At 41.8% G+C, this 22,773-nt stretch carries 25 protein-coding genes; 6 read left to right on the forward strand and 19 right to left on the reverse strand.

The genetic code is table 11. The features are described 5' to 3' along the window. Positions 1-6: 6 nt before the first annotated feature. The 5 genes from ACMAZF_RS17805 to mdh all read right to left on the reverse strand — a co-directional run bounded on the left by ACMAZF_RS17805 (position 7) and on the right by mdh (position 3,274). A complete protein-coding gene (locus ACMAZF_RS17805; protein WP_435275064.1) occupies positions 7-444 on the reverse strand; it encodes a pilus assembly PilX family protein in 438 nt (145 codons plus the stop codon). Then, complete coding sequence (locus ACMAZF_RS17810; protein WP_435275065.1) at positions 434-1,231, reverse strand: PilW family protein; 798 nt, start codon at positions 1,229-1,231, stop codon at positions 434-436. The genes ACMAZF_RS17805 and ACMAZF_RS17810 overlap by 11 nt, the downstream gene beginning before the upstream one ends. Next, complete coding sequence (locus ACMAZF_RS17815; RefSeq protein ID WP_435275066.1) at positions 1,231-1,761, reverse strand: type IV pilus modification PilV family protein; 531 nt, start codon at positions 1,759-1,761, stop codon at positions 1,231-1,233. Before ACMAZF_RS17815 ends, ACMAZF_RS17810 begins: the two co-directional genes overlap by 1 nt. Then, on the reverse strand, positions 1,751-2,197 hold the full coding sequence (locus ACMAZF_RS17820; protein WP_435275067.1) for a type II secretion system protein: 447 nt from the start codon (positions 2,195-2,197) through the stop codon (positions 1,751-1,753). Before ACMAZF_RS17820 ends, ACMAZF_RS17815 begins: the two co-directional genes overlap by 11 nt. A 141-nt stretch (positions 2,198-2,338) precedes the next feature. Continuing rightward, positions 2,339-3,274, reverse strand: a complete 936-nt coding sequence (gene mdh, locus ACMAZF_RS17825) for a malate dehydrogenase (protein WP_435275068.1) — start codon at positions 3,272-3,274, stop codon at positions 2,339-2,341. A 352-nt stretch (positions 3,275-3,626) separates the two neighbouring features. On the opposite strand from mdh, the gene argR reads away from it, so the two are divergent. Then, positions 3,627-4,097, forward strand: coding sequence for a transcriptional regulator ArgR (gene argR, locus ACMAZF_RS17830; RefSeq protein WP_435275069.1), 471 nt, complete (start codon positions 3,627-3,629; stop codon positions 4,095-4,097). A 67-nt stretch (positions 4,098-4,164) separates the two neighbouring features. On the opposite strand, the gene ACMAZF_RS17835 is transcribed toward argR, so the two are convergent. The 9 genes from ACMAZF_RS17835 to ACMAZF_RS17875 form a co-directional block, all read right to left on the reverse strand. Further along, a complete protein-coding gene (locus tag ACMAZF_RS17835) occupies positions 4,165-5,082 on the reverse strand; it encodes a Dyp-type peroxidase (RefSeq protein ID WP_435277279.1) in 918 nt (305 codons plus the stop codon). Between the two features lie 11 nt (positions 5,083-5,093). Further along, positions 5,094-6,134 carry an ABC transporter ATP-binding protein gene (locus tag ACMAZF_RS17840; RefSeq protein WP_435275070.1) on the reverse strand — a complete coding sequence of 347 codons (1,041 nt, stop codon included), beginning with the start codon at positions 6,132-6,134 and terminating at the stop codon, positions 5,094-5,096. A gap of 1 nt (position 6,135) precedes the next feature. After that, a complete protein-coding gene (locus ACMAZF_RS17845; protein ID WP_435275071.1) occupies positions 6,136-7,767 on the reverse strand; it encodes an ABC transporter permease in 1,632 nt (543 codons plus the stop codon). Positions 7,768-7,861: 94 nt separating this feature from the next. Further along, complete coding sequence (locus tag ACMAZF_RS17850; RefSeq protein WP_435275072.1) at positions 7,862-8,872, reverse strand: Fe(3+) ABC transporter substrate-binding protein; 1,011 nt, start codon at positions 8,870-8,872, stop codon at positions 7,862-7,864. Between the two features lie 120 nt (positions 8,873-8,992). After that, positions 8,993-9,625: a signal peptidase I gene (gene lepB / locus ACMAZF_RS17855; RefSeq protein ID WP_435275073.1), complete on the reverse strand. Its 633-nt coding sequence runs from the start codon at positions 9,623-9,625 to the stop codon at positions 8,993-8,995. 99 nt (positions 9,626-9,724) lie between these two features. Then, on the reverse strand, positions 9,725-10,750 hold the full coding sequence (locus ACMAZF_RS17860) for a M48 family metallopeptidase (RefSeq protein ID WP_435275074.1): 1,026 nt from the start codon (positions 10,748-10,750) through the stop codon (positions 9,725-9,727). Continuing rightward, the gene (locus ACMAZF_RS17865) at positions 10,750-11,841 is read right to left on the reverse strand and encodes a YjgN family protein (RefSeq protein ID WP_435277280.1); all 1,092 of its coding nucleotides are present in this window, start codon (positions 11,839-11,841) and stop codon (positions 10,750-10,752) included. Before ACMAZF_RS17865 ends, ACMAZF_RS17860 begins: the two co-directional genes overlap by 1 nt. A 115-nt stretch (positions 11,842-11,956) precedes the next feature. Next, the gene (locus ACMAZF_RS17870) at positions 11,957-12,610 is read right to left on the reverse strand and encodes a general secretion pathway protein GspB (RefSeq protein ID WP_435275075.1); all 654 of its coding nucleotides are present in this window, start codon (positions 12,608-12,610) and stop codon (positions 11,957-11,959) included. After that, positions 12,610-14,190, reverse strand: a complete 1,581-nt coding sequence (locus ACMAZF_RS17875) for an ExeA family protein (RefSeq protein WP_435275076.1) — start codon at positions 14,188-14,190, stop codon at positions 12,610-12,612. Before ACMAZF_RS17875 ends, ACMAZF_RS17870 begins: the two co-directional genes overlap by 1 nt. Before the next feature lie 154 nt (positions 14,191-14,344). Here ACMAZF_RS17875 and ACMAZF_RS17880 point away from each other — a divergent pair, with 154 nt between their 5' ends. Then, positions 14,345-15,550 (forward strand): multifunctional CCA addition/repair protein, encoded by a 1,206-nt coding sequence (locus ACMAZF_RS17880; RefSeq protein WP_435275077.1) that lies wholly within the window; start codon positions 14,345-14,347, stop codon positions 15,548-15,550. Between the two features lie 45 nt (positions 15,551-15,595). On the opposite strand, the gene ACMAZF_RS17885 is transcribed toward ACMAZF_RS17880, so the two are convergent. The 3 genes from ACMAZF_RS17885 to folB are packed head-to-tail and all read right to left on the reverse strand — an operon-like array spanning position 15,596 to position 17,246. Further along, positions 15,596-16,393 (reverse strand): undecaprenyl-diphosphate phosphatase, encoded by a 798-nt coding sequence (locus ACMAZF_RS17885; protein ID WP_435275078.1) that lies wholly within the window; start codon positions 16,391-16,393, stop codon positions 15,596-15,598. After that, positions 16,393-16,890, reverse strand: coding sequence for a 2-amino-4-hydroxy-6-hydroxymethyldihydropteridine diphosphokinase (folK, locus tag ACMAZF_RS17890; protein WP_435275079.1), 498 nt, complete (start codon positions 16,888-16,890; stop codon positions 16,393-16,395). Before folK ends, ACMAZF_RS17885 begins: the two co-directional genes overlap by 1 nt. Next, on the reverse strand, positions 16,890-17,246 hold the full coding sequence (gene folB, locus ACMAZF_RS17895; RefSeq protein ID WP_435275080.1) for a dihydroneopterin aldolase: 357 nt from the start codon (positions 17,244-17,246) through the stop codon (positions 16,890-16,892). The genes folK and folB overlap by 1 nt, the downstream gene beginning before the upstream one ends. A 204-nt stretch (positions 17,247-17,450) precedes the next feature. On the opposite strand from folB, the gene plsY reads away from it, so the two are divergent. Then, positions 17,451-18,059: a glycerol-3-phosphate 1-O-acyltransferase PlsY gene (gene plsY, locus ACMAZF_RS17900; protein WP_435275081.1), complete on the forward strand. Its 609-nt coding sequence runs from the start codon at positions 17,451-17,453 to the stop codon at positions 18,057-18,059. 35 nt (positions 18,060-18,094) lie between these two features. On the opposite strand, the gene ACMAZF_RS17905 is transcribed toward plsY, so the two are convergent. Together ACMAZF_RS17905 and tsaD are read right to left on the reverse strand one after the other, a co-directional pair. Continuing rightward, complete coding sequence (locus ACMAZF_RS17905; protein ID WP_435275082.1) at positions 18,095-18,607, reverse strand: DUF4124 domain-containing protein; 513 nt, start codon at positions 18,605-18,607, stop codon at positions 18,095-18,097. A 295-nt stretch (positions 18,608-18,902) separates the two neighbouring features. Then, complete coding sequence (tsaD, locus tag ACMAZF_RS17910; protein WP_435275083.1) at positions 18,903-19,931, reverse strand: tRNA (adenosine(37)-N6)-threonylcarbamoyltransferase complex transferase subunit TsaD; 1,029 nt, start codon at positions 19,929-19,931, stop codon at positions 18,903-18,905. Positions 19,932-20,116: 185 nt separating this feature from the next. Here tsaD and rpsU point away from each other — a divergent pair, with 185 nt between their 5' ends. From rpsU to dnaG, 3 genes are all read left to right on the forward strand, one after another. Beyond that, positions 20,117-20,332, forward strand: coding sequence for a 30S ribosomal protein S21 (gene rpsU, locus ACMAZF_RS17915; protein ID WP_239439862.1), 216 nt, complete (start codon positions 20,117-20,119; stop codon positions 20,330-20,332). A 25-nt stretch (positions 20,333-20,357) separates the two neighbouring features. Further along, on the forward strand, positions 20,358-20,804 hold the full coding sequence (locus ACMAZF_RS17920) for a GatB/YqeY domain-containing protein (protein ID WP_435275084.1): 447 nt from the start codon (positions 20,358-20,360) through the stop codon (positions 20,802-20,804). Between the two features lie 179 nt (positions 20,805-20,983). Further along, positions 20,984-22,759 carry a DNA primase gene (gene dnaG / locus ACMAZF_RS17925; RefSeq protein WP_435275085.1) on the forward strand — a complete coding sequence of 592 codons (1,776 nt, stop codon included), beginning with the start codon at positions 20,984-20,986 and terminating at the stop codon, positions 22,757-22,759. Positions 22,760-22,773: the final 14 nt, after the last annotated feature.

Raw genomic sequence — 22,773 nt, forward strand, 5'->3', positions numbered from 1 at the left:
TATTATTTAATTAATTCTCGCTTCAACGACAACGCTACGCTGGGTATAAAAATCTCCAGCGCTGCAACTAGCTGTACTTTCAATACGAAAATGTGTGTAGCCCGTTTCAGTAACTAAAAACTCGTTACACGAAATAATAATATTACAGCCATTAAAAACATCTCCGGCGCCCAACAAATAGCCAGAAGACACTAAAGCACAGGATTCAGTACCTGCCACTGATGGCATTAATATTTCATTTAATGCACGTTCTGCGCCGCTGTTCGCGGCATTAAGCGCCCGATCGCCATACACTTCATACACATTACCACGGCTACTGTTGTCGGTAATTTGGATCATCGCATAGGCTAAAAATGCCAACACAATAATCACAAACAGCGCAATGACTAACATGCTGCCTTGTTGGTTTTTAATCGATGTATCGTCTTTAACGTTAGGGAACATTGGTAATATGCACCTCATTAATTAAGCGTAAGCTTTCGTCACTGTATTGAAAGCTAAAATCCATTTGTACCATAGCATTACGCATCAACGTGGCAGATAATAAGGTAAAGGGTGCCGAGTTAGTTTGACGCTCTGCCATTAATATTCCCATTACTCCAACGCCACTAGGTGGCGATGCTTGAATGGGTGTTAACGCATGGCCTTGATAGCGTTTAATGGTGTTATCGCCCCCCTGACAATAAGCCACACTGTCTTTAATAATAAAATAACGCGCGGTAGGTGAATCATCATTAAATAACACCGTGTTATCCAACGTAATATCCCTTACGTTGGCAGTAACAGTGCCGTAAGAAGCAACATCAAACACCACACCAGAGAGCGCATTACTAGCCGCATAAACATCGGCCGTCGTCGAAGGATACACCACTATTTTTGCCGCGTTATCGGTCACATTTCGATCGCTTACTACCACTGTCACCGTATTGCTAGCGCCATCAGGCAACACAGGTATATCAACGTAACTAGAGCTGTCTAAAATAGGGATAAATTCAACACACTGCCCATCGGCCGTGACCCGCACGCTATTGGGCAAAGCTTCTCTTATTTCACTTGTGATCCGCTCAATCACAAAGCGGCTATCGCTTATTTGCTTGTCACGTCCCGCCGTGTCTTGATAAATACCAATACCATGTTGAACAAACGAGGTAATACTCGTACTAACAATGGCTAAGACCAATATTACCAATATCAATTCGATCAATGTGAAACCGCCATGACTACGTTTCATCAGTAATTACTCCGATACGTGGCAAAGGACACACTTTCTTGATTTGGCATAGTCACTGTAATCGTTATTAGCTTGGCCTTTCTTGATGAGTCAGCCACACCGTTATAATCGCCGTCATAAATAACACTAACGGCCAACTCATAATTTTTATATAAGTCTTGATAGCTCTGCGTGGCGTGATTTAGCAATAAGCCATCAATTTCAATACCGTGATAGTCATCAACATCATTAAAGCGGTCTCGGGTTTCAGCACCGTCTGCTCCTAGTGTCGTGCTACAAGGGTTTGAATTTTCATCACAACGGCGTAAACCAAGCGTGGTATTCGAATTTTCATCAAACGCCTTACCGCCAATCTCATCAAGTAAGGCGCTGGCTAATTTCGCAGCACGTACCTGATAAATAGGATCTACACTGTCTTGTGAGCGAGGAATAATTACCGAAAAAACCATGGTCATCGCAATAGAAAATACAACAATACCAATAACCAGCTCGATGAGGGTAAAACCTTTTTGCGCGGTTTTAAAGTGCATGAATATACCCCTGACTTTCTATTTTAACTTGTACCGTTTCAGTGCCAATAATATTGAGAGTACAAACACAGTTGCTTATCCCATTGGGGTCAAACTTAATGACCAAGGGGTTAGGTGTAGAGCCGCTAGCCAACTTTATAGATACATCTTCAAGAATAACTCGGGAATCACTATCAGCTTCAGTGCCACACGAAGCTCCAGTGTTATTCTCAATTACCGCATATTCATCAGTAATTTTTACCTGATTACAAATATCTAACTGATTCATTGCTTTGAGCTGAGATAAGCGCAATTGAGAAATCAACTGATCCCGCACTGCAAAATGAGCGATATCAGATGCACCAAAAAATTTAGGCACAATAGTAATGGCCAATATGCTGATAATTAAAATCACCATAATTAGCTCTATTAAGGTAAAAGCTTTAGAAAATTTCATGGAAGCTTCCTGCGATTGTACCAAAAAATAACTGAGGGTTTCATGATAAGCGCTGACGATGGTTTAAATCAAGTTTATGAACCATAAAAAAAGGCTGCTTCCGCAAGGAAGCAGCCTTTTAAAAGAAAGAGTAACTAACGATTAAGCGTTAACGAACTCTTCACCTAAAGTGATATCACCTTTAAGTGTCTCTAAAGCGCTTTCTAAAGCGTTAGCTTCAAATGCTGAAACTTCGCCGTAGCTTAATACTTTTTCTACGCCGTTTTTGCCAAGTAATACTGGCTGTGCGAAGAAGCGCGCTTTTTCACCTGGCCCTTCAACGTAAGTACATTCAACAACGTTTTCTTCGCCGTTAAGTGCAGCAACAAGAGATAGACCAAAGCGTGCAGCTGCTTGACCCATTGATAATGTCGCACTACCGCCACCCGCTTTAGCTTCAACAACTTCAGTACCAGCATTTTGGATACGAGTTGTTAATGCAGCAATTTCTTCTTCCGAGAAATCGTGACCAGATTGAGATAGTAATGGCAAGATAGTAACGCCAGAGTGACCACCGATAACTGGAACGTTTACGTCCGCAGGATTAACACCTTTCGCTTCACCAACGAACGTATTAGCACGGATAACATCAAGTGTAGTAACACCGAATAAACGAGCTGGATCATAAACACCTTTCGCTTTTAATACTTCAGCAGCGATAGCAACAGTTGTGTTTACTGGGTTAGTGATAACACCGATTAATGCTTTTGGACATGTATCAGCACAAGCGCCGATTAAGTTTTTAACGATACCAGCATTGATGTTGAAAAGATCTGAACGATCCATACCAGGCTTACGAGCAACACCAGCAGAGATAAGAACAACGTCAGCACCTTCAAGTGCAGGTGTTGAATCTTCACCAGCGAAACCAGTTACTTTAACATCAGTTGGGATGTGGCTAAGATCAGCAGCAACACCTGGAGTTACTGGAGCGATATCATATAAAGATAGCTCGCTGCCCGCAGGTAATTGAGTTTTTAATAATAAACCTAGTGCTTGGCCGATACCGCCAGCAGCGCCTAATACTGCAACTTTCATAACTTTCTCCCTTAGAGATTATTTTCAATTCTTACTTAAATCACTGATTAAAATTTAGCGTCATACTTTAGATAAAGTGAATGATAAAAACCATGCGACTAAAGCAGCGCAACCTTAAAATTCGCACGAAGTATAACCTAGTTTTTTCACAAGCCAAAGCCATCTCTAGCCTTTGACGGTGGCTATTTACACGAAAATCAAGAAAATCGGAAATAAATACTTACATCGAAAAAAATTTATGGTTAATGGTCATTGGTTTATGCAATAATGTAAATAGTTATTGAATATAACTAATTTTTTATGCATCGAATATGCATATCATTTCTAAGAATAACAACAATAATGGAACAAAATGAGACCTTCTCAGAAACAAGACCAACTCGTCAAAGCATTCAAGGCCTTACTTAAGGAAGAATGTTTTGGATCTCAGGGTGATATTGTTCAAGCATTGCAAGATCTTGGTTTCGAAAATATTAACCAATCGAAAGTATCACGCATGCTGAGCAAATTTGGTGCAGTTCGCACCCGCAATGCCAAACAAGAAATGGTGTATTGCTTGCCCGCTGAAATGGGGGTACCAAATACTAGTAGCCCACTTAAAAACCTCGTTATCGATCTTGACCACAACGACTCAATGATTGTTATTCGTACCAGTCCAGGCGCAGCGCAACTAATCGCCCGTTTACTTGATTCAATAGGTAAGGCGGAAGGGATTTTAGGTACGATAGCTGGTGATGACACTATCTTCATCGCGCCAGCGCAGGTTAGCGAAATTCAAAAAACCTTAGCCACGATTAAAGAGATTTTTAACGTAAGCTTATAAGTTTTGTACCCACCAGCAAAAAGAGAAGCCTTGGCTTCTCTTTTTTATGCTAAAACTCAATTCATCGTTAACTATTTGCTGCAAAGTAACTCATTGCAGGTGCAAAGAATGCTGCGCCAGTAACTGCCTGTGTATACTTGAGTAAATGATCATGGTGACCTTTATTATCACCGACAATCATACTACGCAGCATTAGCTCAAAGTTGAGCGGCGTTTTACAGCATGAGATAAAGAACAGCCCTTGCTCTTTCATATCGCCATAAGGCATTGACTGCCTTAAAATCTCAACCGAATTTCCTGCATCATCTTTTAGAGCAGTTCGCCTGATATGTGATGTTTTAGGCTTGTTAAACGATGAATACTCATGATTATCTTGCTTAGTGCGTCCAATAATATCTTCTTGGGATTTAACTTTTAACTTATCCCACTGAGTCAAATCATGGACATATCGCTGAATGTGAATATAGCTTCCGCCGCGAAACTCATTATCTTCAATAGACACTAACGCAACTTCTTGTCGGTGTAGTCCTTTGGGATTCTCAGTGCCATCAACAAACCCTGTTAAATCTCGGCTATCTAAATACCTAAAGCCGCGAACTTCTTCAACCAAGCTGGCAAGATCTTCTAGCATTAAACAAATTTCGTGACTTACTAAATGATTAATATCGCTGCGATCACAGCGGATTTGAATGAATAGATCTAACGGAAAGGCAGGCGCGTGACGGTCATCTTGGCTCAAAGACGGAAAAGGTCGCAGTAATTTAGGCTTCGCTTTGGGGTATAAATTCTCCCAATAATTCGCACCAATACCAATAAACCCTGAAAAAGCTACGTCGCTATATTCATCTGCTTTTTCTTCTAGATAATGACTAATTTCAGCTAGCTGACTGCGAATTGCGGGTTCCATGCCTTCACTGCAACTAAATAACAAATATTGACTATGTAAATTTCCTTCGGCACAAATTCCTGATTGTTCTCTTGCCATCATTACTCCAATTACTTGTTAATATTAAACGTCACCGACTTGTGAGGTAGCACTGTTAAACCTATCACCTGTTCTAATTCAAGCATAGCGTGAGAATGAACCTCAACAATCACCTCTTGATCAGCGACCCCGCTAACGTTATAAATCCAATGACTACCGGCAAATACCGATTGCACGACTGTAAACTTGCATGAAGAGTGCTCATCAATCACAAGTTGTTCAGGACGTAGCATGACAACATTGTGTGAATCGATTAATGGGTCAGCATCCACCGGAATAGTCCCAAGCGCCGTTTCCAAGCCTTTATCAGATACACTATCAATCGTTAGGTAGTTAGTTTTTCCCATAAAATTAGCAACATAGGGAGAACTAGGTTCAGCATAGAGTACACTACCTTGATCAATTTGCTCAATTTTTCCTTCACTAAAGATGGCAATTTTATCGGCAAAAGCAAAGGCTTCATCCTTACTATGAGTCACAAATACCGCAGGCACCCCTTGTGCTTTAAGGATTTGACGCATCTCTTGCATAATTTCGCCACGCGATTGGCTATCAATATTAGAGAACGGTTCATCAAGCAGCATTAATTGCGGTTTATAAGCAAGCGCGCGAGCAATAGCAACACGCTGTTGTTGACCACCGGACAATTCATGAGGAAAGCGATCACCATATCCCTGCAGTTTAACTAAACGTAGCATCTCTTGAACTATGTCACCTTGTTGCGACTGCGCAATTTTTTGCAATCCAAAGGCAATATTGTCCGCCACATTCAAATGGGGAAACAACGCATAGTCCTGAAATATCATGCCAATATTGCGCTTTTCGCTAGGCAAAGATTGCGTCGGTGTGGTCATCACCACGTCACCTAATTTAATTTCACCTGTAGTAATCGGTTGTAAACCTGCAATAGCACGCAACAGTGTTGTTTTTCCGCAACCACTTGGCCCCAATAGCGCAACAATATCGTCTTGTTCAAGGGTTAACGACAATCCAGTAATAACGGCTTTATCATCATACTGACTCGATAAATTACTAATAGTGAGCTGTGTCATATTACTGCTGTTGCTCCAACGAACGATTTAAGAAAATTAATGGAATAAGCCCAACCAAGACAATAACAATGGCCGCTAATGCGCCATGCTCTAATTGCTCATCTGAGACAAATTGATACACATAGGTTGCCAAGGTTTCGTAATTAAACGGCCGTAACAATAACGCGGCTGGTAACTCTTTCATTGATTCGATAAACACTAATAACAACGCCGCAAAGCAACCTTTTTTAATCAAGGGTAAATGCACTTTAAACAACATGCCAAGTGGCGAACGACCTAAGGTTAGCGTCACCATATCAATCGATGGTGAAATTTTATTAAAACTCGACTCAACAGTGCCAATTGCAATGGCACAAAAACGAACCGTATAACCTGCGGCAATTGCAAACACTGTTCCTGACAACAATAACCCCGGTCCTGCCATACCAAGTGAGTCTAAAAACTCATTGAGGCTATGATCAAATAACGTTAATGGAATAATGACCCCAATAGCCAGTACAGTGCCAGGTAACGCATATCCTGTGCTTGCCAGTTTAGGTGCGATATCAGCGTATTTACTGCTAGATAAGCGTTTGAAATACCCAAGAACAATAGCGATAAACAAACACACTAATGACACAGTCATTGCTAACAACAGACTATTGATACTGTAATCCAAAAATTCTTGATTCCACGACACATCAAAGTAATCGATGGCCATATTAATCAGTGAAATAAATGGCACGCCAAATCCAGCCATAAATACAACTAAACACAATGCGCTAGCCAGCCACTTTTTAGCGCCCGTTAATTGATGACGAATAACAGGGTCCCGAGAATCCGCCCGTTGATAATGACGCTGCTTTGCGCGCCCTACTCGCTCTAAAGCAATCAACACAAAGAGCACCGCTAGCATTAATGCCGATAAACGCGCAGCAGCCGCAAGACTGCCGTAACCTAACCAGGTGTCATAAACCGCAGTCGTTAACGTCGGTACCGCAAAATAATTAACAACGGCAAAATCAGCTAATGACTCCATCGCCACCAATGCAACGGCAACAGCAATCGCTGGGCGTGCTAACGGCAAAGATACGCGCCAAAAGCTTTGCCATGCATCCGCACCCAACAAACGGGCTGACTGAGTCAATGACTGAGATTGTTCTAGAAATGCTGTTCGCGCTAACAAATAAACATAGGGATAAAGTACTAATGCCAACATCACAGATGCACCAAACCACGTTCGCACATCAAAGAAACTATAGTCCTGCGCTGTTTTCCAGCCAAATAACTCCCGTAGTCCCGATTGAATTGGGCCTGCGTATTCGAGTAAATCGGTATAGACAAAGGCGACTACATAAGATGGCATGGCCAGCGGCAACAGCATTGCCCACACAAATAATTTACGCATTGGGAATTGGCACATCGCTACCAACCACGCAATAGGTACACCAATAAACATCGAGAGAACGCCAACACTAACCACGACCAGCAGCGTATTAAGCATGTAATCAGGTAACACACTTTGCCATAACTCAGCAAAGACGTTGTTGTCATCACCGAAAGATTGCCAAATAATGGCTAACAAAGGAAGAAAGAGTAAAAACGATAAAAGCCAGCTAAACGCTGGCCATTTCTTATTGAGTACTATCAACATAACTCTCTTATAACATTCAATTTATCAAAGGATAATCATCACTTTGAATTTGGCTGCGCCTATCTTATAACATTCTAAGAGCAGCCGCTAACGCTTATAAATCGAATTTAACTTGGTCTAATAACTTCAGTGCTGTCGGGCGGTATTTAGCAACATCACTCATTGCCAAATTGTCTGCTTTAAAATCACCCCATGAAGCAACTAATTCTGATTTCTTAACGCCAACTTTTACTGGATATTCCATATTAACTTGCGCGTAGATACCTTGTGCTAAATCGCCAGTTAAATACTCCATTAGCTTAATAGCAGCCGCCTTATTTGGCGCGTATTTAGTTAGTGCCATGCCACTAACATTAATGTGAGCACCGCGCTTGTCTTGATTAGGGAATAAAATGTGAACATTGTCAGCGGTAGGCTTTTGCTTTGGATCTGACACCATTTTACCAAAGTAGTAACTGTTACCTAGCGATACATCACATTGACCAGCAGCAATCGCTTTAATTTGACCACGATCATTACCTTGAGGCTTACGAGCCAAGTTTTCTTTAACTTTCGTTAGCCACTCTTTAGTGTCAGCTTCACCATGATGAGCAATCATCGATGATACCAATGCAACTGTGTAAGGGTGCTTACCACTGCGAGTACAAATTTTTCCTTTAAATTCAGGGTTTGCTAAATCTTCATAGCTAATCGCTTTATTGCCAAAGCGCTCTTTAGACGCGTAAACATTACGTACACGAGTTGTTAATGCAAACCATTGATCTTCAGGATCACGTAAATGAGCAGGAACATTGCTTTCGATAACACCGCTATCAACGGCAGCCACTAAGCCTTTATCTTTTAATTCCATTAAACGACTAATGTCAGTCGTTAACACTAAATCAGCTTTGGTTAACTTACCCTCACGCTTTAAACGTTCAGCTAAGCCTTTCTTGGCGAAAACAACGTTTACATTGATGCCAGTGTCTTTTTCAAACTTTTCTACTACAGGGTCAATTAAGAATGATTGACGGTAAGAGTAAATATTAACTTCGTCTGCAGCGTATGCCACGAATGAACCAGCTACTAACATCACGCCAACAGCCATTGCGATCATCGATTTCATAACAACCTTCTAAATAGTAATAATTATCATTAAGGGATGCATTATAGCTATCTTGATATTAGTGGCAAGTACTTATACAAAGATTTACATAACTCTGCCTAATTGGATCAAATAAGCTAATTAAATGAGTGGTTTCCACAAACGATCGCCGCGAGGTTTGTAGTAGTTATCGTAATTAAACGATAAAACAACGCGTGTAGCACGACCGATAATTTCATCGCGAGGTATAAAACCATAAACTCTTGAATCGGAGCTATTATTGCGATTATCACCAAGTACTAAGTAGTGTCCTTGTGGTACAGTAACAGGGCCAAATGACGTAATATCACTATATCCCACCACTTGAATATCATGGGATTGATTAGGTAAATGCTCAAAGATTGTTGCTTGTTGTGTTTCATAGTTAACAACATCACCATTAATGACAAGCTGGTTATCTACCATTGCGATTACATCACCAGGTTCACCTATAACACGCTTCACCATACGCATATCAGCAGCAGCTGATTCAAAAACGACGATTTCGCCGCGTTTTGGTTCGGCTAAACGGACGATTGAACGATGAATAAATGGCACATTGATGTCGTAAGCCATTTTGTCGATACCAATTTGATCTCCAGGGATAATAGTTGGCAACATAGAGCCTGTCGGCACACTGTTATAATCGGCAACCGCACTTCTAAAAATACTCATCAAAAGAATAAATAGTATAAAACCACGATTTTCTTTAATTAACTTTTTCAATTTATTCATTGTTTTCCCTTAATTTTTCCACGCTTTGGTTAGGAACCAATCGAGAAAAATTAGTTCCCAACATTCATTGTTAAAGCTCAAACTATTTGTAACTAAATGCTACTTTTCTTCAGTAAACAGCCCATATTCCTGTGCTTTTTTAATGCGGTCTTTAACCTCAGGATGCGTCGATAAATATTGTAATAAATCAGATTCTTCATGTTGTGACTTTAATGATAAAAATACTTCCATTGCATCACTAAAAGCCGTAGGCGACTTACCTAACGTAACAAGTTTTTCAAGTGCATAATCATCAGCTTCACTTTCCATTTCACGGGAAAAAGCATTCATGACTAGTGCTGAGCCCGTACCTAGTATGACTTCCCCTAACGATTCAACATCACCAAAAATAACCGCAATTGCCAAGGTGTTACTTACCGACTGAGCCACAAGGCGTAAACTATGCTGACGCTCAACATGACCAATTTCATGAAGTAAAACCGCTAAGATTGCATCTGGTTTATCTTCTAATTTCTCAATCAGTGCATCAGTGATGACGACCGTACCATTAGGCAAAGCAAATGCATTTGGGCCAAAGTAATCGCTTTTATAAACAAACAAATTATATTGATTCTTAGGCAAACCTAAAGTCGTTACAGCATCGTTCCACTGTGCAATCACCTTATCCTGAGTTGCCTGAGGCAGTTCACTTGGGGATAAAAACAATTCATGAATTACGTCAAACGATTGCTCCCCCATCTGATTAGAAACAGATTGTGGAACTAGTGCTACCGACTTATTGGCGATGTAAGGCATACCGACTGCTAAAATAAACCACATACAAAATGGCACTAAAAAGACGGATGCAAAGATCAGAGGCTTGTTGTTTTCAAAGCCTTCTAAACGAGCGCTTGAAATTGCAAGCCGTTGCTTGGCATCACTCGCAATAAAACGCCCGCCGTCTTCAAAATCAATTTCAGTGGCAACACCAGGTATCGATGAGCTCAATTTCATTGCTTCTTTAGCAATAACAAAAGCACACTCGCCATCATAATGAACGCTCACGGTATCTGAGACTACAGATACCGTTGCCTGTTTTGATTCACTACTTTTAGGAAAGTAGTAATTTCCAGTAAGTGATTGCATTAGGTTAGCGCGATGTCCATATCAAATACGTCTGCAGCCTCTTCACCAAAGGCTGACTGCGATTCTTGCATTTTATCAACAGCTCCATCCGCTTCATTATCAATAAGCACCATAGTCGCTTGAGCGAGAAATCGCGTCGTACGAACTTTAATCCACGGATAAGCAAAACCGACAGTGACGATCATTAGCACGACGTTGGTTAAAATCAACTTGGTATATGGCCAAATTTTAACGTCTGAACGCGTCTGAACTAAACCATCAAATTCGCTGTTATTTAAAATGTGGTTACGAATTCGCCCACGATAAATTGCAGTAGAAACGCTAATAAGCAATACGTAAAAAACACCCATCGCAATCATCATTAACGAAGCCATTCCTTCACTACTTCCAACTTCACCTGAGGCACTGGTAGCTCCAAAAATCAACGCGATTGCAAACATGCCAAACATAAATCCGATACCAACTAACAATACCCAAAGTGATGTTTCATAATATTCGCCGCCTCGAAGCTCAGATTTAAGTGGTTTGTCACCATAGCTAATGTTGTTGTACACGTATTCATCCATCTTTTTAAAGGCAAATGGCAACATTAAGTAAAGGGTAAATACTGAAGCAATAGGCAATAAAATAAAGTAAACAAAGGCCTCACCATAGGTTCCTTTAAATGAGAACCTAACATTTCGATGACTACTCATGCGTAGGTTAAAACGCAGACTTTGATTCAAAATCCATGGAAATAAAAATAACAGCACACCAATTACGGCTAATCCCCATAGAGGATAAAAATGAGATGTTAGAGAATAAGCAGCAAACAAAATTACCGCTAAAATACGGCCCTTTAAAATTTGTAGCGGCTGAGCAAGATAGCTAAACGGATGCCCTTCGATTTTTAAATTACCGTAAAAATACTGTTGAGTTCGCACTTTAGCCCATGCCGAATAAATACCAAGCGTCACTATGGTCAATAAAACATTAACGATCCAAATACCAAAAAACTCTTTGCCGTCGCCGCTAAATACAACAGGCACTTTTCGGTACGGAGGAGCTGCAGGCGCTGATGGCTCAGCTCGAGAGTGGTTCATTATTTTCAGAGGGTAATGCTGGCGTATCAATAACGTCCATATTCAATGGTCCTTCTTTGCAATAAGCGCTTACCGATTAAGCGCTCGTTGATAGAGTGTAGTTTAAAAACTTAGATTTAATGATTTACCAGCTACTAAGTGCTGGTAATGTGAATTGGCGCTGTTGCATTTCAATAATCACTTCTTGTGGTTCAACCCGCACTAAGCGCATATTTGAATCAATGAGTTCACCTTCTTTAACCACTTGCTCATTGACACGCACCCAACGTTCATTGGCATCACTGGCATAGATATGGGAGCTAAATTCTAATGGCGGTACCAAATTTTGATACCATTGCGGATATAACGTCAACGCTTGCGCATGTAACTTTGCACCTTGAGGAGGCTCTTGCTCCTCGTTGGCCATATCCTGCATAACTTGGCTAAATTGTTGCGCCAACTTTGATTGCGCTGTCGTTAATTCAGCACCTGTATTCTCAGTTGCTGATTGAGATTTGGCCGTACGTTCTTTTGCTGTCTGTGCTTTCTCGACAACAACACGATTGTTATCTAATTTCGCGATCAATTTAGGCTGATACGGCGCAGGTGCCGGTGGTAAAGCAACTTGCGTTACGGTAATTGGCGCTGCGACAGGTTGTTGTTCAACAATTTGAACAGGCGCTCGTTGTACTAGTTCTTGCGTTGCGTTTGATGGTTGCTGTGAAACTACCGCTAAACCAATGCCACATGCGAGGGTTGCAAGCGGTAACAACCACCAGCTATTTAAAGATTGATTCATTACTTAATTCCTCGCAACTGCAGCGAATTCTTACCCGTAAGACTTTGCAGCCTTACAAGTGTTTTAGCACCCGCAATACCATCAACAGCCAGCTGATTATCTTGTTGAAAACGCTTTACTTTTTGACGTAGCTCTTCATCAAACACATCACTTGGATAACTCCCAGCGGCATACAACTGATTAAGCATTTGCGCTAATTCACTCACACCGGCACCGCGCTGGCCAATGCTAAGTGCACGCTCATATTCAAAGTTTGGTTGCCATAACAGTGTGAATTCTCCCGTTAATCGCTCTAATAACCACGCTTTAGTCACAGTTAATTGTGAACGATTAAATTGAATCTTTATGGCCTGTTCATCATCAGCGTTGAGCACAACACCAAAATACAATTTTCCATCATCTTTTAGAGTCACCAACGCCGGATGATTATATTCCAATAATGCTTGCCAACCACTCGCCGCAAAACAACGTAATCCGTAGCTTTTAGCCTGTACACAGCCATTACTACCAGCACCATGAGCAGTGCCCCAAGCCCCCATCAATGCAGAAAATGCCGTTGACTGATTAGTCGCAGATTGCATAATTTCGCGTAATTGCTTGTTATCAGCTTTCATCTCAACTAACGATGGTGTTGTTTTTGCAACCGTTTGAGCTGCTGGCTCTTGATGCTGATTTAACGCCCACGCTGTGATGCCATAACCTAACATCAAGGTAATCACACTAACCAATGACGGCATGGCCCATGCGGGAGCACTGTTATTTTTAAGGGGCACATCAATCGCTAAAATATCGCCAGCGATTTCATTAATTGTTTTAGGACCAATTTCGGTAAGTTGTTGTCCATAGGCCTGAAGGAGCGCTTTATCACAAATCAAATTAATAATACGCGCAATACCGCCGCTCAATTGATGGACACGATTACACGCCGCTTTACTAAACAACGCGCTATCACGTCCTGCGATAGCTAATCGATGAGCGATGTAAGCACTAACATCAAGATTATTTAACGGAAGTAAGTGATAACGTGCAGTAATTCGTTGCGCCAGTTGTCGTAAATGATTCTGTTTTAATTGTTGTTGTAATTCTGGCTGACCAATGAGTACAACTTGGAGTAATTTCTTATGATCTGTTTCGAGATTTGTTAATAAACGGAGTTGTTCTAATACTTCACCACGTAAATGCTGTGCTTCATCAATGACTAATAATGTATTACGACCCTGCTGATGATTGGCGAGTAAAAACTCACTCAATAAATCGGTTAGCTGCTTAAGTGTTGGCTCTGGAGCATAGCTAATTTTTAACTCATCACATAAGGTCGCAAGTAATTCAACCTCACTCAGTGACGGGTTAAGAATTGACGCAATATCAGTTGATTCATCTAACTGACTTAACAAAGATCTTGCGAGAGTTGTTTTCCCCGTACCTACCTCACCAGTAAGCAACACAAAACCACCACCTTCTTTGAGACAGTATTGTAAATGGGTGACAGCCTGCTGATGTTGCTGGCTTAAAAACAAATATTTGGGATTAGGCGCAATAGTAAATGGCGCGTCATTAAGGCCATAAAAAGCCTGATACATAATTTTATTCCTTTATCCCTGTAGCGATTAAACAACAAACTGAAACTCATTCTCAGATCCGCTCCATAGCATAAAGTTCAGTCTCCCTTTCGGCAATAGCTAATTTTTAATATAATGCGTTGTGATTATACGGTATTTAATATTCGGAGTGAGTTTGAACATTTATTTAGTCGGCGGTGCAGTTCGCGATCAATTATTACAACTTGATGTAAAAGATCGAGACTGGGTCGTTGTAGGCGCGACCCCACAAGAAATGCTCGATGATGGATTTCAACAAGTTGGCAAAGACTTCCCCGTATTTCTGCATCCAAAAACCAAAGAAGAACACGCATTAGCCCGCACTGAGCGAAAATCTGGCAGTGGCTATACTGGATTCACCGTTTATAGCGCGCCAGACGTCACCTTAGACGATGATTTAATTCGTCGTGACCTTACCATTAATGCCATCGCGCAAAGCGATTCAGGCGAATTATTCGATCCTCACAACGGTCAGCAAGATCTTAACAATCGCATATTACGCCACGTATCACCTGCGTTTAGCGAAGATCCATTACGTGTATTACGCGTTGCTCGATTTGCTGCTCGTTTCGCACACCTTGGCTTTACAGTTCACCCTACAACTATCGAATTAATGCGAGAACTTGCTAGTAATGGCGAACTTAATCACCTCACCAGCGAGCGCGTTTGGCAAGAAATGGAACGCGCGTTAAACACTCAATCACCACAGGTATTTTTTGAAGTACTACGTGAATGTGATGCGTTAGCTGTGCTGTTCCCTGAACTTGATGCCTTATATGGTGTACCCAATCCAGCTAAATGGCATCCAGAAATTGACAGCGGCATCCACACAATGATGGTGCTAGAGCAAGCGGCAAAATTAACAGCAGATGCTGAAGTACGTTTTGCAGCGCTCATTCACGATTTGGGCAAAGGTGTTACCGACCCAAAACTATGGCCTTCTCATCACGGCCACGGACAAAAAGGATTACCGTTAATTGAAGCGCTATGCCAACGACTGCGTGTACCAAATACCTATAAAGATTTAGCATTAATGACGAGCGACCATCATTGTAAAATCCATCGCTGTGATGAGATGCGTAAAGACACCATCATTAAATTATTTGATAAAACAGACTCATGGCGTAAACCAGAAAGATTTAAGAAGTTCTTACTTGCTTGTGAAGCAGATGCACGCGGTCGCCTACATTTTGAAACCGCAGATTATCCACAGTACCAAACCATGCTCGATTATTTTAATAAAGCCAGTAGCGTAAACGTGCAAGATATTATTAAACAAGGAATTACCGGCCCAGCGATTAAACCCGCGTTATTTAAAGCGAGAGTTTGCGCTATTTCTTGAATTTAGATGATAAAACGCCGAACTGAATACAGTTCGGCATTGCCGCTAAAGTGTTAAAAATGCGATTAAACCAGCACCTAACAACAAGCGGTAGATCACGAATGGCAACATACCCATTTTGCTAATGACTTTAAGGAAGAACGTTATACATACGTACGCACTAACAAATGACAATATTGCGCCGTAGCCTAATTCACTCCAATTAACCACCACGCCATCATCTAAAAAGCCTAATGCTGTATAGCCGCCGCTCATAATAATAATTGGAATAGACAATAAGAAAGAATAACGTGCTGCGCTCTCACGCGTCATGCCCAACATCAAACCAGCCGTCATCGTTATACCTGATCGTGATGTGCCTGGAATCAATGCTAGTGCTTGAGCAAAACCTATAAACAACGCGTTAGACAGCGTCAGTTCGTACTCACCTTTAACTTGCTTCGCTTTGACATCAACCCACCATAACAACAAACCAAATACGATTGTGGTGCCAGCAATCACCCACGCGCTGCGCAGATATAACTCAATAAAATCCTTTGCTAAATACCCGAACAGAGCGGCAGGCATAGAGCCAATAAGAATCCACCATGCTAATCGACTTTCACTGTTATGAGTGCCCGCAAAAGAACCGCCCCAAGCACCCAATAAGCTGAATACTTCTTTACGGAAATAAATAACAACCGCTAGTAACGTGCCTAAATGCACAGCAATATCAAAGGCTAATCCTTGATCTTTCCAGCCTAAAATTTGCGACGGTAAAATAAGATGTGCAGAGCTTGAGATCGGCAAAAATTCAGTAAAACCTTGAATAAGTGCCAGAATAAAGATTTCTAAAATCGACATTAAATAATTCCTTGCCAGTCGAATTCAACCGCCCACAGCGATTGTTGAGATTTGTCGTAGTTATCCCACAACGATAAATAAGATTGGTTTAATACCGGATGAACAATACTCGGAGCAATTTGCGCAAGAGGCCACAGCACAAAGGCATTTTTATCAATTTCATGACGAGGTAGCTGGGCAGGTTTTTCAACAACTAAGGCGTCATACACTAATAAGTCTAAATCGAGCGTTCGTGAACTAAATTTTTTCGCACTGCGATCACGACCGTTATCTACTTCTATTTGACGCAACGTTTGGCATACTTCATCAACAGACAACGATGTTTCACCACCGCATACTAAATTATAAAAGTTGCTACCATCAAACCCGACAGATTCACTTTCAAACACGTCAGAAACCGCAAAGTCGCTAATAAATTCGCCCATCGCAGCAATACCTTGACGCACGTTATGTGCCTTATTGATATTACTGCCTAGGCTAATATATATGCGCGCCATTAGCGCTTTACTCCACGTTCAATACGCACACCGACACCTGCCGCGTTCGCAACTGCATCAGGCTTATGAATTGACAGCTTAAGCCATTCGATAGCAAATTCGTCCATCAACATTGTCGCAATTCGCTCAGCAACTGTTTCAATTAACTCAATTTTTTGACTCTCAAGCCAGCTCGTAATGCGCTGTGACACAGTGGCATAATCGAGTGCTTTGGTTAAGTCATCGCTGCGCGCAGGCGCTTTATTGTCCCAAGCCATCTCAAGATCAATCTTAAGTGTTTGTTTAATAGTTTTTTCCCAGTCATATGCACCGATAGTTGTTTCAACGGTTAACTGATTAATAAAAACGATGTCCATAGAGATTCTCTAATTAGGTTAGATATTTCAAACGAGTCTAAAAGGTCGGATACCTTTTTTTATATTAACAGCATATACTTAGCTTTAATGCTCAAAAGACAGGCTGTTAACGAACGGCGCTAATATAGCTTATTTTGAAAAGGAAAACAGCCATAATGTCTAAAACCACCGCAACAACGACGCGAGAAAGGCACTCTTAATTAGATGACGATACCTCTCACATTACTCATGGTTATCGTGGCTTATTTAGCAGGGTCACTTTCAAGCGCCGTCATTGTAGCTCGTGCCTACAAACTTCCCGATCCGAGAACTCACGGTTCTAATAACCCTGGGGCGACTAATATGTTACGTATCGGCGGCACCACGCCTGCCGTACTAGTGCTCGTTGCAGATGTGCTAAAAGGCACCATTCCTGTGTGGTGTTCCTATTTCTTAGGGTTACCACCTATTGCACTAGGCATCATCGCCATAGCAGCCTGTCTTGGTCACATCTTCCCAATATTTTTCGAATTTAAAGGCGGCAAAGGCGTAGCGACGGCATTAGGTGCCATCTTCCCAATTGGTGCCGATCTAGGCGGTTATCTCATTGCTTGCTGGTTTGTATTATTGCTATTAACAGGCTATTCATCACTTGCTGCGATCTGTGCAGCGTTCTTAACGCCAATATTTACCTATTACATCAAACCTGAATACACCATTCCTGTTGCCATGCTCTGCGCACTCATTATTATTCGCCACCAACCAAACATTAGACGACTATTAGCGGGTAAAGAACCCAAGGTATGGAAGAAGTTTAAGAAGAGTGAGAAATAAATCGAGCTATCGCTGACTACGGTTAGCTTCTCTTATTATTCAACAGCTGCCTGCAACTTCTCAGCACGCTTATCTAACAACGCCTGAATGTTTTTTGCATCTTCAATAAGCTTTTTTGCTTGTTGTGGTGACGTTGTCATTGGCAAAGGAATCGTTGCTGCGCTATGGCTTGCTTTATTGTCGCTAGTGGCTTGTGAATCATTCGAAGATAAATCAATAACATTGCCATTGGGTTCAATGTAAACAATCTCCACTGGCGTATCGTCTGCCGGTGGAATGTCCGACATATGCCACTTTCCATCGCTACCCTTCCAGCGATAAACGGCGGACTTCTTAGCAACAGGTTTTACTTGAACAAGCTCACTTGTGATCTTTTCTACTTCACTCCATGAACTTTTAATCTGCTCAGTAACTTTCTCCAGAGGTGAAGTTGATGGCGTAAAATCATCAACTTTCAACCAAGGTGTACCGTCTGGCTTTTTAAGAATAAACAGGCCACCAACAGCGATGATGACAAGCACCAACATTAATTTAATAAATAATTTCACTGAGTAATTCCTTTACAAACACCTTTCCAAAATAATACCAATTGCATTAAATATTTGCCCACTTGTACTTGTTAAAATTAACTAAAATGGCGTTGCTCTCAATCCTAATAGCCAGCTATTAGTCAATCGAGCGCCTTGTTTTAGCTGATTTTCTCTACGCACAACAAGATCACTTACTTAATGCAATTGGTATAACTTTAATGGCAAGATAAAAGTTTAATCGACAAGGCGCGCGAATGATTTCCACAAGGATGTGGGCAATAGAGCAACGCAGTAGATAAGCTTTTAGATGCCATTAAACAGCAGGCAGCTGATCCATTGGCCAACGTGGTGTAGCACTAATCTCTAATCCAACGGTTTGGTCAGCCTTCAAACGCTGCATTCCCGCATAAGCGATCATCGCACCATTATCGGCACAAAACTCATGACGTGGGTAAAACACCTCACCGCCACGAGATTTCATCATTGCTTCAAGTTGCTCACGCAAATGACGATTAGCACTTACACCGCCAGCAACAACTAAGCGTTTTAAGCCGCTTTCTTTTAAAGCGCGTTTACATTTAATCGCCAATGTATCCACAACTGCATCTTCAAATGCACGAGCGATATCGGCTTGAGTTTGATCGTCAGGCATTTGATCATTTTCGCGATGATCGTTGATCGTATTCGCCGCAAAAGTTTTCAAACCACTGAACGAAAAGTCCAATCCCGGCTTATTTGTCATCGGTCTTGGGAAGGTAAAGCGTGAGCTATCGCCCAATTCTGCTAATTTAGATAAACGAGGGCCACCTGGGTAATCAAGCCCGAGTAACTTGGCAGTTTTATCAAATGCTTCACCGGCAGCATCATCAATAGACTCCCCCATAACTTCGTACTGTCCAATGCCGTCAACCCGCACCATTTGGGTGTGTCCGCCAGAAACTAACAAAGCTAAGAACGGAAAATCAGGTTTATTTTCTTCAAGCATTGGTGCCAATAAATGGCCTTCCATGTGATGCACAGCAACCGCTGGTTTATCCCATGCATAAGCCAACGATCGCGCTACAGAAGCACCCACTAATAACGCGCCAACCAAGCCTGGGCCTGCCGTGTAGCCAATACCATCAATATCATCTTCAGCACAGTTTGCCTCAGCAAGTGTCTCTCGGATCAAACCAATGATCTTTCTTGAATGATCGCGAGACGCCAACTCAGGAACAACACCGCCATAATCGGCGTGTAGCTTCACCTGACTATATAATTTGTGTGCTAGCAGTCCTTGCTCATCATCATAAATGGCAACACCAGTCTCATCACAAGAGGTTTCAATTCCTAAAATTCGCATCTTTTCTCGGCTCAAACTCAATAAATATGGGGCAATTGTACGCTGTGCGAATTAATTTTGCAGCTTGCTTATGATCTTTCTTTACAAGCAAGCATCGTTCAGACTAAAATAGCGCACCAAATTTGACGGCCCTGCAAAAATATTGCAATTGGCTTAATGAAACAAACCTTCGAGGTGAAAGGCAAATGCCAATAGTTAAAGTTAGAGAAAACGAACCATTTGACGTAGCACTACGTCGTTTTAAACGTTCATGCGAAAAAGCAGGTATCTTATCTGAAGTTCGTCGTCGTGAGCATTACGAAAAGCCAACGACTGAACGTAAGCGTGCTAAAGCAGCAGCTTCAAAGCGCCTAGCTAAAAAGCTAAGCCGTGACAATGCACGTCGCAAACGTCTTTACTAGACACTAGATTCGGATTAGTAAGACTATGACACTTAAAGAGCAACTTACTGACCAAATGAAAGTTTCTATGCGCAATAAAGATAAATTGCGCTTAAAAACTATCCGTATGGGTCAGGCTGCTATTAAACAACGTGAAATCGACGAGCAAATTACCTTAGACGACGAAGCTGTATTAGCTATCCTTGTTAAAATGGTAAAACAACGCCGCGATGCAGCGCAGCAGTACATTGAAGCAGATCGTAAAGATCTAGCCGATATCGAAGAGCAAGAAATCACGGTGATTGAAGAGTTTCTTCCTAAACCACTGACAAGCGATGAAATAGACGCTTTGATTAAAGCAGCAATCGAAAAATCAGGTGCTTCTTCAATGCAAGAAATGGGTAAGGTCATGGGCCTACTCAAGCCACAGGTTCAAGGTCGTGCTGATTTAGGTAAAATTAGTGGTTTAATTAAAGCTGCGTTAAACAGCTAAACCCTATTTACCAGTGCTTCAATGCACAACTAGTGTTAAATATGCCGTGCTTTTGCGCGGCTTATTTTTTTCTGGCATTCAGTAATTTTCTAATAAAATAAAAACATCCCCCCCTTTTGCTGATACGGCGAAAAAGGTACACTCATTTTAGTTTCAATAACGAGATAAATAGATTTTTCATGGCCGGTTTAATTCCACAGCAATTCATAGACGATTTAATAGCACGCACCGATATTGTCGACTTAATTGATTCGCGGGTAAAACTCAAAAAAGCCGGAAAAAGCCATGTTGCCTGTTGTCCATTTCACGGCGAGAAAAGCCCTTCATTTCACGTAAGCCAAGAAAAACAGTTCTATCACTGCTTTGGCTGTGGTGCTAGCGGCAACGTCATTTCATTTTTGATGGAATATGACCGCCTCGACTTTGTCGACACCATCGAAGAACTCGCTGGCATGTACAATCTAGATGTCCCCCGTGACAAAGATGGCGAACGCCAAAAATCAGCACAACAATACAGCATCGAAAAACAACAAAAACTTGATTACTACGAACTTATGGATCAAGTGTCTAGCTTCTATCGCCAACAACTAAAAACCAACAAAAACAGCGAAGAAGTTATCGAATACCTCAAAAAGCGTGGTCTGAGCGGCGACGTTGCTAAAACATTTGGTATCGGCTATTCACCAGATGATTGGGAAGTTGTTAAAACAAAGTTTACTAAAAATGGTGGCAAGTTCGATCCACAACGCGAAACACAGCTACTCGATACTGGTGTACTAATTAAAAACGAAAAAGGCCGTGTTTACGATCGTTTTCGTCACCGTGTCATGTTCCCTATTCGCGATCGCCGCGGTCGTGTAATTGGCTTTGGTGGCCGAGTACTTGACGACTCAACACCCAAATATCTTAACTCACCAGAAACGCCAATTTTCTCTAAAGGACTTGAGTTATACGGATTCTATGAAGCCAAGCAAGCCAATCGCGATCTCAAACGATTACTTGTAGTTGAAGGTTACATGGATGTGGTTGCCCTTGCTCAACACGGCGTAAGCTGGAGTGTGGCCTCACTGGGCACCTCGACAACCAGCGAACAAATTCAACTGATGTTCCGTAACACCAGCGAAATTATCTGTTGTTACGACGGCGATCGCGCTGGCCGCGAAGCCGCATGGCGAACACTACAAAACTCATTGCCACAGCTGCAAGACGGTCGCCAAATTAAATTCATGTTCTTACCCGATGGTGAAGATCCTGATTCAATGATCCGCGAAGTCGGCCACGATGAATTCGTCAAACTCGTCGACAACGCCACCCCACTATCGCAATTTATGTTCGACAACCTCATAAGCCAAGTTCAAATGGACAGTGAAGATGGTCGTTCAAAACTAGCGAACCTTGCACTGCCAATGGTTAACAGCATTAGCGATGGCGTGTTCCAACAAATGATGAAAGACAAGCTTGCCAAATACCTTGGTATGGACAGCGAATCGCTTAATCGATTTATTACGCCTGAAGCACCAGACGCCAATAAAAAACAACGCAAAAAAGCCAACCGTGGCAGCATAGTGCGCCAAGCAATTGGCCTACTCATTCAACATCCACGACTTGCCAATGCACTGGCCGGAATGCCATCGCTAGATCAAGTCAATCTCAAAGGGACCGACTTACTCCAGCAACTGATTAATCAGGTACATGAAAATCCTGAAATCAGCGCACCGCAACTGCTAGAGCGTTGGCGAAATGCGCCTGAATACAATGCATTACTCAAACTTGCAGGCTGGCAACACGACGTCGATGACAACAATCTACAGTCACATTTTGTCGACACCATAGTGCAAATAATTAATAAGCATTTAGAACTACGTCTCGAACAATTATCCCACAAAGACCGTGTTGAGGGATTGACCACCGACGAGCGTAAAGAATATGCGCAATTAATCACAAATGAGCGCTAACTTAGGCTAGCGGC

Origin of the sequence: Psychrobium sp. nBUS_13 (assembly GCF_051201665.1) — a bacterium.
Taxonomy (GTDB): Bacteria; Pseudomonadota; Gammaproteobacteria; order Enterobacterales; family Psychrobiaceae; genus Psychrobium.